This is a genomic window from Gordonia sp. 34D, from assembly GCF_056682775.1.
In genome coordinates this window covers 3573734-3590976 of sequence record NZ_CM155293.1, presented here as the reverse complement: position 1 = coordinate 3590976, position 17243 = coordinate 3573734, and the positions used below count along the sequence as shown (strand labels likewise).

General features: G+C 62.5%; 16 protein-coding genes. 3 read left to right on the top strand and 13 right to left on the bottom strand.

All coding sequences use genetic code 11. The annotated features are described in order from the left end of the window. Positions 1-144 precede the first annotated feature (144 nt). The 12 genes from AC1L34_RS16690 to AC1L34_RS16635 all read right to left on the bottom strand — a co-directional run bounded on the left by AC1L34_RS16690 (position 145) and on the right by AC1L34_RS16635 (position 11999). Positions 145-756, bottom strand: coding sequence for a hypothetical protein (locus AC1L34_RS16690; RefSeq protein ID WP_424294322.1), 612 nt, complete (start codon positions 754-756; stop codon positions 145-147). Beyond that, entirely contained in the window at positions 756-1649 is an 894-nt protein-coding gene (locus AC1L34_RS16685) for a hypothetical protein (protein ID WP_480034949.1), read from the bottom strand. Before AC1L34_RS16685 ends, AC1L34_RS16690 begins: the two co-directional genes overlap by 1 nt. Then, positions 1613-3061 carry an MCE family protein gene (locus AC1L34_RS16680; protein ID WP_480034948.1) on the bottom strand — a complete coding sequence of 483 codons (1449 nt, stop codon included), beginning with the start codon at positions 3059-3061 and terminating at the stop codon, positions 1613-1615. The genes AC1L34_RS16685 and AC1L34_RS16680 overlap by 37 nt, the downstream gene beginning before the upstream one ends. Next, positions 3061-4314, bottom strand: a complete 1254-nt coding sequence (locus tag AC1L34_RS16675) for an MlaD family protein (RefSeq protein ID WP_424294319.1) — start codon at positions 4312-4314, stop codon at positions 3061-3063. The genes AC1L34_RS16680 and AC1L34_RS16675 overlap by 1 nt, the downstream gene beginning before the upstream one ends. Next, positions 4314-5570 (bottom strand): MCE family protein, encoded by a 1257-nt coding sequence (locus AC1L34_RS16670; RefSeq protein WP_424294318.1) that lies wholly within the window; start codon positions 5568-5570, stop codon positions 4314-4316. The genes AC1L34_RS16675 and AC1L34_RS16670 overlap by 1 nt, the downstream gene beginning before the upstream one ends. A 1-nt stretch (position 5571) precedes the next feature. Beyond that, positions 5572-6798 carry an MCE family protein gene (locus tag AC1L34_RS16665; RefSeq protein ID WP_424294317.1) on the bottom strand — a complete coding sequence of 409 codons (1227 nt, stop codon included), beginning with the start codon at positions 6796-6798 and terminating at the stop codon, positions 5572-5574. Positions 6799-6818: 20 nt separating this feature from the next. After that, a complete protein-coding gene (locus AC1L34_RS16660) occupies positions 6819-7874 on the bottom strand; it encodes an MCE family protein (RefSeq protein ID WP_424321966.1) in 1056 nt (351 codons plus the stop codon). Next, on the bottom strand, positions 7874-9052 hold the full coding sequence (locus tag AC1L34_RS16655; protein WP_424294315.1) for an MCE family protein: 1179 nt from the start codon (positions 9050-9052) through the stop codon (positions 7874-7876). Before AC1L34_RS16655 ends, AC1L34_RS16660 begins: the two co-directional genes overlap by 1 nt. Positions 9053-9057: 5 nt before the next feature. Further along, positions 9058-9909, bottom strand: a complete 852-nt coding sequence (locus AC1L34_RS16650; RefSeq protein ID WP_480035342.1) for an MlaE family ABC transporter permease — start codon at positions 9907-9909, stop codon at positions 9058-9060. 3 nt (positions 9910-9912) lie between these two features. Further along, positions 9913-10677: an MlaE family ABC transporter permease gene (locus AC1L34_RS16645; protein ID WP_424294314.1), complete on the bottom strand. Its 765-nt coding sequence runs from the start codon at positions 10675-10677 to the stop codon at positions 9913-9915. 152 nt (positions 10678-10829) lie between these two features. Next, positions 10830-11720 carry a 3-oxoacyl-ACP reductase gene (locus tag AC1L34_RS16640; protein ID WP_480034947.1) on the bottom strand — a complete coding sequence of 297 codons (891 nt, stop codon included), beginning with the start codon at positions 11718-11720 and terminating at the stop codon, positions 10830-10832. A gap of 84 nt (positions 11721-11804) precedes the next feature. Continuing rightward, the gene (locus tag AC1L34_RS16635; RefSeq protein ID WP_347956332.1) at positions 11805-11999 is read right to left on the bottom strand and encodes a ferredoxin; all 195 of its coding nucleotides are present in this window, start codon (positions 11997-11999) and stop codon (positions 11805-11807) included. 123 nt (positions 12000-12122) lie between these two features. Here AC1L34_RS16635 and AC1L34_RS16630 point away from each other — a divergent pair, with 123 nt between their 5' ends. Genes AC1L34_RS16630 through AC1L34_RS16620 form a run of 3 tightly spaced genes read left to right on the top strand, consistent with a single transcriptional unit; the run spans position 12123 to position 15981 of the window. Next, positions 12123-13304, top strand: a complete 1182-nt coding sequence (locus tag AC1L34_RS16630; RefSeq protein ID WP_480034946.1) for an acyl-CoA dehydrogenase family protein — start codon at positions 12123-12125, stop codon at positions 13302-13304. A 28-nt stretch (positions 13305-13332) separates the two neighbouring features. After that, positions 13333-14445 (top strand): acyl-CoA dehydrogenase family protein, encoded by a 1113-nt coding sequence (locus AC1L34_RS16625; RefSeq protein ID WP_424321962.1) that lies wholly within the window; start codon positions 13333-13335, stop codon positions 14443-14445. A 21-nt stretch (positions 14446-14466) separates the two neighbouring features. Continuing rightward, positions 14467-15981, top strand: a complete 1515-nt coding sequence (locus AC1L34_RS16620) for an AMP-binding protein (protein ID WP_424324806.1) — start codon at positions 14467-14469, stop codon at positions 15979-15981. 131 nt (positions 15982-16112) lie between these two features. Here the strand turns inward: AC1L34_RS16620 and AC1L34_RS16615 are convergent, their stop codons facing one another. After that, positions 16113-17243: an NAD(P)H-dependent flavin oxidoreductase gene (locus AC1L34_RS16615; protein ID WP_424293116.1), complete on the bottom strand. Its 1131-nt coding sequence runs from the start codon at positions 17241-17243 to the stop codon at positions 16113-16115.

Below are 17243 nucleotides of genomic sequence, written 5' to 3'. Positions count from 1 at the left end.
CCGTCTCCGATCCCATGGAGGCGGGCGCTACTTTGTCTCCCCCTCTCCCCCCCCTGCGCGTTCTCGCATGATGCGTCGATTCCCGCACTACGTCTGACGTAGTGCGGGAATCGACGCATCATGCGAGAAGGGGTGGCGGGGCAGTTAGCCGGCCGGGGTTTCCGCGGGGGGCGGGGTTGTCGCGGACTGCGGGGCGCCGGGGATCGGGACGGCGCCGGGCGGCGGTGCGCCAGTTACCCCGGTCATGCGATCGCGGAGGCTCTGATCATCGAGAATGTCGATCTCGTTGATCTTCCACATGTCGCCATGCTTCTCCATCGTGAAGATCAGCCGCGACTTGTCGATCTGGACCTCGGAGACGTCATTGCGCGTCGACGACTGGTTGATGAACAGCATCACCTTCGAGGTGTTCCGCGTGTTCTCCATGGTGCCCGCACCCTGGACAGTCACGACCGTCGAAACACCTTGCTTCTTGACGCCCTCGGCAACCTTCTCCGAGACGATGTTCTTCTGGTATTCCTTCTGCGCCTCACCCGTCAGGCGACCCATCGTCGCATTGATGTGGGCGTCAACATCTTTGGGATTCCACGAGAACATCTCGACCACGTACTGCTCTGCGGCGGCCTTCGACGAGTCGCGGGCGCGTTCCTCCGCAGCGGCATTCGCATAAACGACGCCCAAGAAGACGGTAACTGCCACTACCAGGACGACGATCGCCGCCAACAGCGGCAACAGCCACTTCTGTGTCCGACTCATCACGCCACCCAATCGAAATACGTCATCTTCAGTTCGCCGTTGATGCGTGTCATGTCGACGCGGGCGCGGAAGGTTGCGAAGTCAGTGTTCTTCTTATCGTTCTTCGGGTGCCCCTCCCAGGCATAGACCACCAGAACAGATCCCTCATCATCGGTCGACTTCGCGACGGCGTCCGCGAGGACTGTCGTCTTGGTGACCATGTCGCCCTTGCGGATCATCTCGGCCACCTGCTTCATGTTCTCTTCGAACATTTGCTTGGCACGACCGCTGGTCTTCTCCATCGCATTCCGGTACATCTGGTCCGCGTTGTCGGGATTCAAAGTGCTCATCGATACGACCATCTGCTGCGCAAACGTCGAGTACTCGGCCCGCAGTTCTCGCTGGTGCTCGATCTTGGAGTACTGGTATCCGAAGAACGCCGACAACACGACGCCGGCAACAAACACGAGTGCCGCGACCGCGGCAGCAACGACTTTCCATGCCGATCCGCCGCTGGCCTTCGCCGCGGCAGATTCCCGAACGACCGCATCCCGTCCGACGGCTTTCTTGCGTCGGCGCTCACGGTAGGCGGCATTGCGCGCAACCTCGTCACCGTCGGGTTCGACGGCATTCTCCACCGTCGCGTCGTCGGTAGCCGCCGCGGCGGTCTTCTCCAGGCTCACGGTGTCGGCGTTGGTTTCAACACCGCCAGTCGCCCCATCACCAGCCTCGTCAACACCAGCCTCGTCAACACCTGTGTCGTCAATGCTGGCTTCGTCGACGCTGTCTGCCGGAACCGGAACCGCAGGCTTCGACGACTTCTTGCGTCGTCGCCCTAGCGGACTGGTCCGGTGAACAGTGTTGTCGTCGGGCGCGGTCAGTTTTCTACCGGGTTCGTGATCAGGTCGGTCCATGTGCCGCTCTTGTTCTTTGCCTTCGCCGAATCGTTTTCGCTGGTCACATACGTCTTACCGTCGGGCCCGATGAATTCACCGGTCTCGGGGTCGTAGGTGGTCGCGTAAACGGCGGGCGATGGGTCGTAGTCGGTCGGTGTTCCCGGAACCACATAGCTAGACGGCTTGTTGGCCGGCTTGGGGTCCTTGGGGAGGTTGGTGCCGGGGAGACCGTTCGGGAATGCCAGGTTGCGCTGCGGATCGGGCTTGAAGCCGGTCCGACATTCAGCTGGCGTCGGTGCACGACGGCCCGGGAATTCCGCGCACGGGAAGTTACGGGCACCGCGGACTGCGGTTTGCGAGTCTTGCGGGAGTCGGCACAGCAGCCCCGGTGGGAGTTCGCGCGCATCCTGGACGGACGGGAAGCGCCACTGGTCTGGGGGCATGAACCCGACAGTACAGGCTGGCGGGTCCTGGAAGCCGAGGCCAAAGTTCACGTTCGGTCCATGCCGGTTGCTTCCGCTGTTGATCGCGGTGATCAACGCCGACAGCACACGGGGGTACAGCACGACGATCTGCTGCAGGTTCGGCAGGTACACCGACTGAGTGTGCGCTGCGACCTTCAAGTTCGACACGGCGAGCGGGAACGAGGTGTTCATGCTCTCGAATAGCGCTTGCGTTTGCGATGCAACGCCGGGCCCCTTCGCCAGAATGTCAGAGACATCCGGACGGCTGGCGCGAAGCTGATCGGTCACCGTCACGAGGTCCTTGGTCCACGAGCGGATGTCGTCGGCCGTGCGGTTCTGCGTGGCGAGCAACGGGCCGGCCTGGCGTACCAGGTCGACAGTCGTGTCGACATTCTTGTCGAGTTCCCCAACAAACAGGGTCATCGAATCCATGAGGCGTTGCAGATCTTCACCGGTTCCGTTGAAAGCCAGGAAGGCTTCGTCCATGACCGATCGGATTTGGGAGTCGCCGACCGCGTTGAGGAGGGCGTCCGCTTGGTCGAGCATCGACGAGATCTCGACTGGGATCTCGGTGACCTTGACCTGATCACCGTCGGTGAGGTTGCTGCTCGACGGCTGCGCCGGGGGCACAAACTCGACGAACTGCTCACCAATGGCCGAGACACTTCGCACCGAGGCAGTCGAGTTACTGGGAATCTTGGTGGACGAGTTGATCGACAGATTCGCTTCGACGCCGGTGGGCGTCAGATTCACGGCCGTCACCTTGCCAACGTCGACGCCGCGGTAACTGACGTTCGCGTTCTGATACAGACCGCCCGTCGAGTCCATGGCGACCTTGACGTTGTAGCTGCCGATCCCAAACATCTGCGGGACGCGAATGTAGTACACGGCCATCGCAACCATCGAGATCACAGTGACAATGCTGAAGATGATCAACTGCATGCGAACAAAGGGAGTGATCTTCATTAGTTACCCCCACCAATCTTCGGCAGCAGATCTTCCAGCGTGGGATTGCCGGGGTTCTGCTGTTTACGTTCGGTCGGGCCCTTCTTCAGTGGCGCATTGAACGGGTTTGCCCCGTTCTTGGATCCGCCCGCAGGCTTACCGACAACAATCTCCGGGCCCGGTGTGACAACCGACTCCACCATCGTCTTGTTGAGTCGCTTCCAGGTCAGGTCGAGGACGAGATCGGAGTTCACGTAGTCGCCCTTGACGATCGTCGGGATCAGTTCCTCGACGAACGGGAAGGTCAGCAAGATACGTAGCGAGTTCGACAGTGCCGGACCGGTCTGCGCCAACTGATCGAGCAGTTCGCGCAGATTTGGTACCACGGCGCGGATGTCGTTGCCGCTCGCGTCGAGGACTTGGTTCGCAGTCTTCGACAGGTTGCCGACACTGTCCATTGCCGCAGTGAGGTTCTCGCGCTGATCAACCAGCAACTGGAGGATCTTCGGCGCGCTAACCAGCGCACGCTGGATGGTCGGCGTCTGTGCGTTCATCGTCGCTGACAGCCGGTCGAGGCCCTCCATCGCGCTGATGATGTTCCCGGTCTGCGTATTGAGGTCGGAAACCAGGACATTGAGGCGCGGGACCAGCTTGGTCAGCGTTTCCGAGTTGCCGGAGAACACCTGGTTCATCTCGTGGACGACGTCGCCCATCTGCGACAATCCGCCACCGTTAAGGACCACGGACAGCGAACTCAGTACCTGTTCGGTTGTCGGGTACATGCACGGGTCAACGGTCTGCGCCGAGGTGATGTCCGGGACCTTCTTTGCGTCGGTCTGCGCGATCTCACCGGTCTTCGGGCAGTTCGGCAACGACAGCGAGCCACCGTTGGCCAGGTAGGCACCGGTCGGCTTCTCTGGCGGCACAATCGCGATGTGCGACGAGCCGAGGACGCTGGTCATGGCCACCATCGCGTGCGAGCCGACGGGTACCTTCGCGTCCTTATTGAGGCGCAGGGTCAGCTTCGCATTCCAGTTATCGATGGTGATTTCGCCGATGCTGCCGACAGTGATGTCGTCCATCATGACGGGCGCATTGCGGACCAGGCCGGCCGCAGACGGGATCATCGCATTGATCTCGTAGCCATCGGCCCCGGTACCTGCGGCACCAAAGGCGGCAAGGGTGGAGATGCTCTCACTGCTGCAACCAGCGGTAATCGGCACCAGCACCAGGCTCGCGGCCATCAGCGCTGCCGCTACTTTCTTAGACTTCATTATCCTTCACCGCCGAACGGGACCAGGAGCCGCTTGAGCGGGTCGGGAGTCGCTGCGCGGGTTGCCGCATCGCGGTCTCGCACCCCCTGCTTTGCCCGTTGTTCAACGCTCGCGTTCTGGTAGGTGATCTGGTCGGGATTCGCCGATCGGCCGATCACCGGGTTGGACAAGAACGGCGGGTAGTTGACGACGATGTCCTTCAGGACCGGTGCCAGCATGTCCACACACTGTTCGATGTCGGCCTCAGTGTCGCCGGGACGCGAGGTGGCCGCCATGCTGCCGCAGAGCAACGAGATCAGGTTGTTGCCCATACCAAGACCGAAGACGCCGTCAAGAGAGCCAGCAAGCGGGTTGTAGATATTGAAGAAGTTGGCCAGCTGGTTGGGACCCGAGTGCAGGAGGCCGCGGAGCTGCTCATCCTTGCGCTTGAGCGTTCCCGTCAACTGCGCCAGCTTCTCGGTGGTATCCGAGATCACGCCGCTGTTGGTACCGAGGAAGCCTTCGAGTTCGGTGACGGCCTCGTTGAGGTTCGTCATGGCATCGCCGAGCTCACCGCTGCTGCCCGCAAGGACATCACTGACGCTAGCCATGCGGCCATTGAACTGGACGAGCTGCTCGTGGCTGGTCGACAGCGCGTCGGTCAGCTTTTGCAGGCTCTTGATAGTGGCGAAGACATCGTCGCGGTTGTCGGACATGGTGCCCATCACGCGGGACATTTCCTTGATCGACTCGGAGATCGCCTTGCCGTTGCCCGACAGGTTCTTGTCCATCACGTCAATTGCGGCGACTGCGGTACCCGGATCGGTGCCGTCTGGCCCAATGGCCTTCGTGAGCTCGTCCAACTGCTTCTTGACGTCGTCCCATTCCATGGGCACAGCGGTGTGATCCATTTGGATGGTGCCGCCGTCGGACATTTCCTTGCCTCCGCTGAACGCGGGGGTCAGCTGGACAAAACGACCGGAGACCAACGACTGGGCCACGACGACCGCACGCGCATCGGCGGGAATCGGGGTGTCTCGGTCGATCCGCAGGGTGACCTTCACATCGCCCGTGCGGGGTTCGATGCCCGACACCTTGCCGATATTGACGCCGATCACACGCACGGGGTCGCCGGTGTACAACCCACTGAGACTCGGGAAGTACGCGGTGACCGTGCGGGTAGTGGCCTTCTGAACGCCGAAGTATGCGCCGACTGCCAGCAATGCCAGGACCAGAGCGGCAGCAATGCCAGCACCGATTTTACGGTTGAAACGCATGTCAGCCTCCGTTTCCGTGTCGCTGGCCAGGTGGCAGGTCGTTGTTGTTCTGCGGAGCCTGCGGGATCACCGTCGGGTTCTGTCGCTTCGGCGCAGGCCGACCGACATCAGGTGCACCCACGTTGGGACCCGGCTCCCAGTTCTTCGGGATCAGGGGGTTGCCGGAGTAATCGAGGAAGTACTTCGCAGCCTCGGGGTACTTCCGCTGCAGCACCTTCAAGAAGGTACCGAAGTAGTCACCGAAGGTCGGCAGACCGACCAGTGAGGAGAAGTACGGTCCACCGCTGACGGCTTCGCCGAGGATGTTGGCGTACGGGCCGAGACGGTCAATGGCCTTGCCAAAGTTCTCTTCGTTGTCGTTGAGAATGTTCAGCACACCGTTGAACTTGTCGAGGACCGGCTTCATCTGCGCATTGTTCTCTTCGATGAAGAGGGTGATCTGCGCGGTCACGTCCTTGGTGCCCTTGATGACCTGACGGAGCGCCTCGCGGCGAAGGTTCAATTCACCGAGCAATGCGTTGGCATCGAGCAGCATCTGGCGGATCTGATCGCTGCGCTGGCCAACAACATCGGTAACGCCGCGGGCACGCCGAAGCAGGTCACTGAGCGCGTTATCGCGGTCGGCGATGGCCTTCGACAGTCGTCCCACACCGGTGACCGCTTCGCCCACGTTGGCGGGCGTCTTGGAGAACGTCTGCGTCAGTGTTTCCAGCGCGCGGTTCAGTTCATCGGTGTCGGTGGTCTCGAGCGTGCTGGTGGCATCGTCGAGAGCATCGGTGAGCGAGTATGGCGAGACCGTCGAGTCGATCGGGATGGATCCACCCGGGCGGATGCGCTCGGTGCCGATGGGGGTGATCGTCAGGTTACGGCGACCCAGAACGGTCTCGGTCTTGATCGAGGCGCGCGAACGGTCACCCATTTCGATGGTGTCGTTCATGCGGAAGCGAATCTTCGCCTTGAGTCCGTCAGCGGTGTCGGCGATGGAAATGTTCTGCACCGTACCGACATTGACGCCCGAAACCAGCACGACATCGCCAGTGACGAGGCCGCCGGCATCGTCGAAGTAGGCGTCGTACGAACTGATCTGCGACAGGAAGGGCAGGCGGTCGATCTGCATAGCCGTGATGACGAGCATCGCGGTGAGAATGACACCGATGACGCCGATCTGCCACTTTGGTCGGCCATCACGGACGAACGGCTGCGGGTCGGCATCCACGTCGTGTTCCATGTGGGAATTGTTGCTCTCGCTCAACTTGCGCACCTCCCGCCGGCCTTAGTCGAATCGCCCATCGCATCGATGGCCGTGAAGTAGTACTGAGTGTTTCCCGGACCCGGGACTAGCAGTCGGATGCGGCAGAAGTAGATCTGCAGCCAGGATCCGTAGCTACCGAGGTTCGACAGCATCTTGAAGTCGCCGGGGAGCCGCCCGAGCAGGTCGCGAATGAAGGCTTCAGACTTCAATGCCTGACCACTCGTGACTCCCAGCGAAGTGAGGCTCTGGGTGACGTCGGGTCGGATGTCGCTCATCAGACTGGCGAGCCCGGTGGTGGCCTTGCCTGCCTGCGTGATCGCTTCGCCGAGGACAACGCGATCACCAGCGAGTCCGGAAATCAGCTGCTGCATGCGATCGACGCTCTGATCAAGTCCGCGATGGTCGGCTTCGAGCGTCCCCATCGTGGTGTTGAGGTTGTCGATGACGCTGCCGATGAGCTTGTCGCGGTCGGCGATCGAGTTCGTGAACTCTCCCGTGTTGGCGAGCAGCTTGTTGAGACCCGGTCCCTGACCCTGGAAAACCTCGATCAGCGACGCTGACAGTTGGTTGACCTCTTTGGGATCGAGGGTGCGGAACAGCGGCTTAAAACCACCGAGCAGGTTGTCGAGGTCGAGTGCCGGCTCAGTCTGCGTCATCGGGATTTCATCACCGGCCGACAGCGTCTTGTTGAGATCGCCAGTTCCGGGCTGCAGTTCCAGATACCGGTCACCGGTGAGGTTCTGGTAGCGGATCAACGCCTGCACCGAGGTCGGCAGACGGTAGTTGGAGTTGACGCTGAACGAGATACGGGCTTCGTTCTCGCGGGTCAGGTCGATCGAATTGACGGCGCCGACATCAACGCCGGCGATCTTGACGACACTGCCCGACTTCATGGCCGAAGCACTGGCGAAGACGGCCGTGTACTTATCGCTGCTTCCACTCTGGTAGCGACTGAACACCAACACCAGTCCGGTAAACACAAGGACCATGGCGACCGCGAAAGCGGTGAGTTTGATGACCGTCGCACGAAATGCGCGTGCGCGAGTATCCACTAGGGGGTACCTCCGAACAGCAGTTGGAACAGCTTGCGCGATTCCACCTTGGGGGTGGTACGCGGCTGGTACGGCTGCGCTGCGTTATCGATGACGTAGAAGGGAATGTGTTCCTTGGACTGGACGTTGCTCAGACCTGCATCGCAAGTGGGCGCGCCGTTACCTCGGACCTCGGGGAGGTCCTGCGGGAAGCGGTACGGGTCCTTGCCGGGGGTCAAGCCTGCGTCGAGCAGCAGCATACCGTTGCGGCCACCAAGGAGCGGCGTCGCAATGTCGGTGGCATCTGATGCGGCCGTGATGAAGCAGCGCAGGCCGGGAGCCTGTCGCCCGAGCAACTCTGCGACCGGATTCAAGTCGCTGAGCATCGCGATCAGGTCGACCTTTGACTTCGACAGCATGCTGTTGCCTGCGTTGGCCATACCGGTCACGTTCATCAGCAGTGAGTCGAGGTTCGACGCGTTTTCCACGAGCGTGTTTCCAAAGACAGTCGAGTTGTCGACGACACGCATCAGGTCGGGCATCACGTCCGCGAACACGTTGGTCGCGGTCGATGCCTCGGTGAGCAGTCGGTTCAGTTCCGGCAGGTACTTGTTGGTCGTGCCGAGAACATTGGTCAGCTGGACAAGCGCATTGCCGATTTCCTTACCGCGCCCGGACAGTGCTTCGTCGACGGCACCGATGGTGACGTTGAGCTTGTCGGGCTGCAGTTGCGCGAGGACATTCACGAGCTGCTGGTAGACGGTGTTGAGTTCGACGACCACGTGGTCGGCCTTGATCTCAGCGCCCGGGGTGAGCTGGCCCTTGGGGCCGGTCTCCGGAACCACGAGGTTAACGGCCTTGGCTCCGAAGATGGTGTTGGACTTGATGTCCGCAAACACGTTTTCGGGCAGGAACTGCATCTGGTCGCTCTTGATGTTGAGCGTCAGCTTGGCCTCATCGCCGACAATGTCGATGGCGTGGACTCGTCCGACCTCAGCACCGCGGAGTTTCACCTTCGCGTCCGGGTTCATCACCAGGCCGGCGCGTTTCGCCATCAAGGTGATCTGCTGCGTGTCCTGGAAGGCACCCAAGAACTGGGCAGAGGCCAGCGCAATAATGCCGCCAAGCACGCCAACCATGATCAGTGCGGCAATCTTGCGCGTGCCGCCGCTGTAGCCGCGCCTATTTACTTTCGCCATCTAACTCAGCCCGCCAGGTTGAACTTGCCGTCGGCGCCATAAATGGCGAGCGACGTCAGGAGCGTAATGATCACGACAACGACCAGCGAGGAGCGGACCGCATTGCCGACTGCCACGCCGACGCCGACGGGGCCGCCGGAGGCGTTGAAGCCGTAGTAGGTGTGAATGAGCATGACCGCAACCGCCATACAGATGGCCTGGACAAACGACCACAGAATGTCGGAAGGGATCAAGAAGGTCGAGAAGTAATGGTCGTACACGCCCGACGACTGCCCGTACAGGACGACAGTCGCGAACCGGCTGGCCAGGAATGAGGCAAGCGCGGCGAGCGAGTACAGCGGGATGATCGCGACGAGACCGGCGACGATTCGCGTGCTCACCAGGTACGGGACCGAGGCGATCGCCATCACTTCGAGGGCATCGATTTCCTCGGAAACCCGCATGGCGCCGAGTTGGGCCGTGGCACCTGCGCCGATGGTCGCAGCCAAGGCGATACCCGCAATCACCGGGACAGCGATGCGGACGTTGATGAACGCCGAGAAGAAGCCGGTCAGGGCTTCAACGCCGATGTTGGCGAGCGAGCTGTAGCCCTGCACGGCGATCGTTCCGCCGGTGAACAGAGTCAGGAAGCCGACGACGACGACCGTGCCGCCGATCATCGCAAGCGCGCCGGTACCCATGGAGATTTCCGCGATCAGGCGGAGCGTCTCCTTCTTGTACAGGCGCAGTGCGCGCGGAATCGAAATGATCGCGTCCCAGTAGAAAAGGGCTTGATCACCGATCTTGTTCCAGTCTTCGCTGGCCCGCGCAATGGCGGTGCGGGCAGTAAGCAGTCGGGTGGTACCTGGCAGAACCATCATCTATCCCATCGTCGCCTTGAGACCGACCGCGGTGACCACCACGTTCACGACGAACAGCGCCATGAACGAGTAGACGACGGTCTCATTGACGGCGTCTCCGACGCCCTTCGCTCCACCCTTAACGTTGAGCCCGCGGTAGCAGCCAACGAGTCCGGCAAACAGGCCGAACAGTGCGGCCTTAATCATCGAGATGATGAGCTCTCCGAGCCCCGTGAGCAGGGTGAGGTTGGCGATGAAGGCGCCAGGGTTCACGTCCTGCAAGTACACGGAGAAAATGAAGCCACCGGCGATTCCGATGGTGCACACCAAACTATTGAGCAACAGCGCCACACCGGTCGAAGCAATGACGCGCGGGACCACCAACCGGTGAACCGGGTTAATGCCGAGAACTTCGAGAGCGTCAATCTCCTCGCGAATCGTGCGGGCTCCGAGGTCAGCGCAGATGGCGGTCGCGCCGGCACCGGCCACGATGAGCACGGTGACGATGGGGCCAATCTGGGTAATCGTGCCGAGTGCGGCTCCAGCACCTGAAAGGTCCTGCGCACCGATCTCCCGCAGCAGGATATTCAGCGTAAAGCTGACCAGAACGGTGAAGGGGATGGCCACGAGGAGAGTCGGAACCAGCGATACGCGGGCGATGGCCCACGACTGTTCGACGGTTTCCCGCCACTGGAACGGTCTGCGAAAAAGCTCGCGCGCGGACTCCACACCGAGCGAGACGAACTCCCCAACGCCGTTCATGGGGGCTGCGAGTCTACTCGGCAATGTCCCCTCCTCCCGCCCTCTAATGTTGGCAACCTATCATGTGGTAAAAATTGTGCTCTGCGTTACATTCCGAGCTGGGCAGACTTTCGCCCCATTCTTGCGAAGACCCGATTAGTCCGTTTGCACGAGACAGTAAATCAGGTCGGCGTTGCCTATTCCATCAAATCGGAAGCGGAGAACGTACCCGCGTGGTCCGGCGATGCAAAATATCCTGTCATGGCGGCACTTAGCGAATCGACGTCCCAAATTTCACCCTCGGCAGCAAAGACTTCCTGCACGCGCGGGGCCGCCATCAGGCTGACCTTCGGGCCATAGACGACGAAGACCTGGCCGGAAACCTGCTGAGCTTCCGGGCTCGCGAGGTAGCGCACCAAGTTCACCACGTGCTCCGGCGACAGCGGGTCGACGCTACCTTCCGGTGCGTCACCGAAGACGTCGGCGGTCATCGCCGTGCGGGCACGGGGGCAGATCGCATTCGCGGTGGCGCCGTAGCGAGCCAGCGCGCGACTGGCCGAGACGGTCAGCATCGAGATGCCGGCCTTGGCCGCCGAGTAGTTTGCCTGACCGGCGCCACCGAGCAGCGCGGCTTCGGACGAGGTGTTGATCAGGCGGCCGAACACCGGAGCTCCGGCAGCCTTCGACTCCGCACGCCAGTGAGCGGCGGCATTGCGGTTCAGCAGGAAGTGACCGCGCAGGTGCACGCGGATCACCAGATCCCACTGATCGTCGGTCATGTTGAAGAGCATGGCGTCGCGCGTGATGCCCGCATTGCTCATCACCACGTGCAGTCCGCCGAGATCCTCGGTGGCCACGCGCATGATCTCGGTGGCGGTGGCCGAATCCGCAATGTCACCGGCGACCGGAACGGCCTTGCCGCCAAGTGAGGCGATCTCGTCAAAGACGTCGCTGACATCGAGAGCCTGCTGGAGGTCGTTCACGATGACGGTGGCCCCGTCGCGTGCGAGGCCGATGGCCTCAGCCCGCCCAAGACCGGCACCAGCACCGGTGACTACTGCTACCCGACCATCCAACGACTGACTCACGTGCATCCCTTCAAACAACCAAAAGTAGAACTTGTTCTAACACAGATCTGGCCGTGCGGCCAGCCGACACAATCTCAACAGGTGCTAATCGTCGACGATCGAGAGGGCCGAACGCGGGCAGCTGGCCACCACCTGACGCATCTCTTCGCGTCGCGTCTCAGCGACATCATCTTGAAGAATCACCAGGTAATCGTTGTCATCCAGCTCGAAGACATCGGGTGCCATGCCGACACAGACAGCATTTGACTCACACAGGTCGTAATCGCATTTGATGTGCATCAGTTTCTCCTCCGCTTGCGGCCCTCACAGTTGACGGGCTCGCCTCCTACACGTTAGAACGTGTTTCAGTCCTAGGGAAGCAGTATTACCCCCAAAGTGGGAAACAGCAACGGTGGGAGAGCCATGCAGATCGCCTACACGCAAGCACAAGAAGAGCTCCGCAACGAGCTTCGTGCTTACTTCAACGACCTGATGACACCGGAGCGCCGCGCAGCGCTCACCGGTGGCGACGGGGAACTCGGCGAGGGCGACGCCTACCGCGACGTCGTGCGCCAGATGGGCCAGGACGGATGGCTGGCGCTCGGCTGGCCGACCGAATTTGGGGGCGCAAACCGCTCGATGATGGATCAGCTGATCTTCACCGACGAGGCCGCAATCGCGGGCGCACCAGTCCCGTTTTTGACCATCAACTCAGTCGCGCCGACCATCATGCATTTCGGCACCGAGGAGCAGAAAAAGTTCTTCCTGCCGAAGATCGCCGCGGGAGAACTGCACTTCTCGATCGGCTACTCCGAGCCGGGCGCAGGCACCGACCTCGCGGCACTGCGTACGACCGCCGTCAAGACCGGCGACGAGTACATCGTCAATGGTCAGAAGATGTGGACGTCGCTAATCCCCTACGCCGATTACGTGTGGCTCGCTTGCCGCACCGATCCGGAAGCGGCCAAGCACAAGGGCATCTCGATGCTCATCATGCCCACCACGGCCGAAGGCTTCTCGTACACCCCGGTGCACACCATGGCCGGCGTCGACACTAGCGCGACCTACTACCAAGACGTGCGCATCCCCGCCGCCAATCTGGTCGGCGAAGAGGGCGGCGGCTGGTCACTGGTGACCAACCAGCTCAACCACGAGCGCGTTGCCCTGGTGAGTGCCGCCCCCATCCAGACGGCACTCCGCGAGACGGTCGCTTTCGCGAACGAAGAAGTCGACGGCCGTCGTCTCATCGACACCCCGTGGGTGCGGGCCAATCTCGCGAAAGTACACGCCAAGGTCGAGTTCTTGAAGCTCGCCAACTGGAAGGTCGCTTCGATCGCGGCATCCGGCGGCTCACCGTCGCCCGCCGACGCGTCGGCCACCAAGGTGTTCGGCACCGAGTTCGCGACCGAGGCCTACCGACTGCTGATGGAGGTCGTCGGACCTGCCGCCACGCTGCGCCAGGGCACACCCGGCACGCATCTACTCGGCCGACTCGAGCGCTTCCAGCGCACTTCGTTGATCCTCACGTTCGGTGGCGGCACCAACGAAGTCCAGCGCGACATCATCGGTATGCGCGAACTCAAACTTCCGCCCGCCCGCCGCTGACTCGCCGCCCACATCTTTAGGAGACATCATGGATTTCACCCCTACCGAAGCGGCAACCGACCTGGCGAAGCTCACCGCCGACATCGTCAACCGCATTTCCCCGGCCGACCGCGTCGCCGAGCTTGAAAGCGCCAACGCACCCATCGACGAGCGCCTGTGGGCTGAGCTTGCCGGTGCCGGCCTGCTCGGCTTGGCCGCCCCCGAATCGGCTGAGGGCGCTGGCCTCACCACGCTCGAAACTGTCGCTGTCGCAACCGAACTCGGACGCGGGCTGGCTCGCGTTCCATTCGGCCCGCACGCCGTCGCCGGTGTTCCCGTCGTCACCGCACACGGCTCCGACGAGCTTGTCGCCGAACTGCTCACTGCAGCGGCAACCGGCGGAAAAACGATCACGGTTGCCGTCGAGGAAGACCGCAACTACACCGTCGCGCAGCCCCGCACAGTCCTCGACGGCGCTAGCCTCTCGGGCACCAAGGTGAACGTTCCGTACGCCGCCGTCGCCGATGTTGTCCTGGTCTCGGCTGCCACGCCGGACGGTGCCGTCGTGGTTGCGGTTCCGGTCAACGATGCAAACGTGACCATCACCGAGACCCGCGTAACGGGCCTCACGCCCGCGTACACGGTCGAGTTCAACGGCGTCAATGTCCCGGCGTCACACGTCCTCGGTGGCGGTGCGGAAACGGTCGCCAAGTTGGTCGACCTGCTGCGCCTGGCAATCTGCGCCGACCAAGAGGGCGCCACCTCAGCGGCCCTGGCAGCCACCGCCGAGTACGCCCGCGAACGCGAACAGTTCGGTCGTGCCATCGGCTCGTTCCAGGCCGTCGCCCAACGCCTGGCCGATGCGTTCATCGACATTCAGGGCCTCTCGCTGACGACCACCCAGGCGGCATGGCTGCTATCGGGACTGGCCGAGACCACGCCGGGAGAGGCGACCATCGCCGTCAACGCCGCCAAGTTCTGGGCCGCCGAAGCCGGACATCGCGTGGCGCACACCGCCGTTCACGTTCACGGTGGCGTCGGCCTCGACACCACCCACACGGCACACCGCTACTTCCTGCGCGCCAAGCAGAACGAGTTCACGCTCGGTAATGCACCCGTCGTCCTCGACGAGTTGGGCGACCTCCTCGCCGCACAGGTTTAGGGCTTACGGACACTAGAAGTCATGACCGGACCGACAGTTTCTGACGCACGCACATTTATCGAGTTGCTTGAGCCCCTGCGCGAGGTGACCGATCGAGGCATGTTCTTCGACGGTGACTTCGTGTCGTGGCGCGACCATCTCGTCGCCAGTCGGCGGCGCGCGGCAGCACTGTCGGCCCGGTTGGCTTCGCAGCGGCCGCCGCACATTGGGATCCTGCTCCCCAATGTTCCCGAATTCAGTTACCTGTTCGGCGCTGCGGCGCTCGGCGGGTTTGTCCTCGTCGGTCTCAACAGCACGCGTCGCGGCGAGGCCCTCGCCGCTGACGTCGCACTATCGGACTGCCAGTTGGTGGTCGTATCGGACGAGACCGCCGACCTCCTGCCAAGCACCCTGCCGGCGCCACTGCTGAATATCGATTCCCCCGAGTGGTCGTCGATGGTTCAGTCGGCGTCCGCCGATGACTTCGTCGAACCGCAGGTGCGGCCCGACGACATGCTGATGCTGATCTTTACTTCCGGTACCACCGGCAACCCCAAGGCCGTCCGGTGCAGCCAACGAAAGTTCGCGGCGCCGGGCGTCATGCTCTCCACGCGGTTCGGCCTGACGCGCGACGACGTCGCCTATCTGTCGATGCCGATGTTCCATTCCAATTCGCTGATCGCCGGTTGGTCGGTGGCGGCCTCCGCGGGCGCGTCTTTCGTGATTCGGAAAAAGTTTTCGGCATCGGGTTTCTGCGACGACGTTCGCCGCTACGGCGTCACCTACGCCAACTATGTCGGCAAGCCGCTGCACTACATTCTGGCGACCCCGGAGCGGCCCGACGACGCCGAGGTGACGCTCCGTTTGATGTACGGCAATGAGGCCTCGGCGACCGACCGCGCCGAGTTCCTACGGCGGTTTAATGCCCGCGTGGTTGACGGTTTTGGGTCAACGGAAGCGGGCGTGTCGATTACGCGGACCGCCGAAACCCCCCACGATGCGCTTGGCCCGCTGGTGGCACCGAACGCGATCGTCAATCCGGACACCTTGGAACCGGTTGCGGTTGGCGAGGTTGGCGAAATCGTGAACGCTTCTGGCCCAGGACTTTTCGACGGCTATTACGGTGACGATGCCGCAACGGCCGAGCGGATGCGCGGCGGCATGTATCGGACCGGCGATCTCGGCTGGGTCGACGCCGAAGGCTTTGTTCATTTCGCCGGCCGCATCGGCGACTGGCTGCGCGTCGACGGGGAGAATCTGGGCACCCGCCCGATTGAGCAGATCCTGCTGCGCCATCCACAGATTACCGACGCCACCGTGTTGGGCATCCCGGACGAGATCGGCGACACCGTAGGAGCGGTCGTGGTGGCCCCCGGCCTCACCGAGACCTCACTCATCGAGTTCTTGGCGGCCCAGGACGACTTGGGCCCCAAGCAGTGGCCAACCACGGTCTGGCTCACCGACACCCAGCCGGAAACCGCAACATTCAAAACAGCGCGCGCAGCGCTAGCGGCCTCATTGGGCAAGCCCACCTGGCGAATCCAGCCACAACGGTAGCGGCAGGAGCAGCAGCCGACCGAAATCCGTCGGCGTACGACACCCGGACGCCCCCAATAGATAGGTCAAGCCGGCAGTCACTACGGGGGTGTGACTGCCGGCCGACAGGGGACGGGCGAACCGTCCGCAACCTATTCTAGTGTCGAATTCATTCGTTGCACAGCAACTTTGTACTCTGCGACGAGATCGTCGATAAGTTCCTGCACCGGCGTGATCGAGTTGCAGCGACCCACGATCTGACCTGCGGGCATGGCGACGACCTTGGGATCGTCGGATGCCGAGATGCGGGCATGAGCCTCTCCGACGAGCAAATTCTGCAGCGGCATCGGCAGGGCATCGGGCGCGCCGGGCGCATCCCAGGCATCCGTCCACGCCGTCTTGAGCAGACGCGCCGGCTTGCCCGAGTAGATCCGACGACGCACGGTGTCGCGCGACGTCGCAGCCAACAACGCCTGCTGAACCGTGGTCGGACCGTCGCCGTGAGCACCGAGGCGATACTCCGCCGCCGTCAGCCAGTAGGTCCCCATCCAAACACCCTGTGCACCGAGCGCAATGGCCGCGGCGATCTGACGGCCACTGCCGACACCACCGGCGGCCAGGACCGGATGGTCGCCGACCGCATCGACAAGCTCGGGCCACAGGATCATCGAGGTGACCTCACCGGTGTGGCCGCCGCCCTCGTAGCCCTGCGCGATCACAATGTCGACGCCAGCATCCACATGGTGCAGCGCATGCTCCTTGGCGCCAGCGAGCGCCGCGACGGCCACGCCATTCTCGTGCGCCAGGTCAATCACGTCCTGGGGCGGCGAGCCGAGGGCATTGGCGATCAACTTGATCTGCCCGTACTTGCGCTTGTGTTCCATCGCGATGTCGACGTGCGAGCGGGCTACCGAATGCAGCCAGCCCAGGACACCGGTGTTAACCCGGTCGCCACCGTCCGGCAGCGGCGGGACGCCGAGGTCATCGAGGGTCCGCTCGACGAACGCGCGATGCTCCGGCGGAATCATCGTGTCAAGATCCACCTTCGATCCCTCGGTCGGGATCTTGGCAGGCATCACGACATCGACACCAAAAGGCTTGCCGTCGGTGTTCTCGTGCATCCACTCGAGGACCTCGTCGAGCTCCTCAGCCTCGTTAAAACGCACGCAACCAAGCACACCGAGTCCGCCGGCGCGACTGATGGCGGCGGCGACCTCCGCGCTCGGGGTAAAGCCAAAGATCGGGTAGTCGATCCCGAACTTCTCGCACAATGGGGTTTTCAT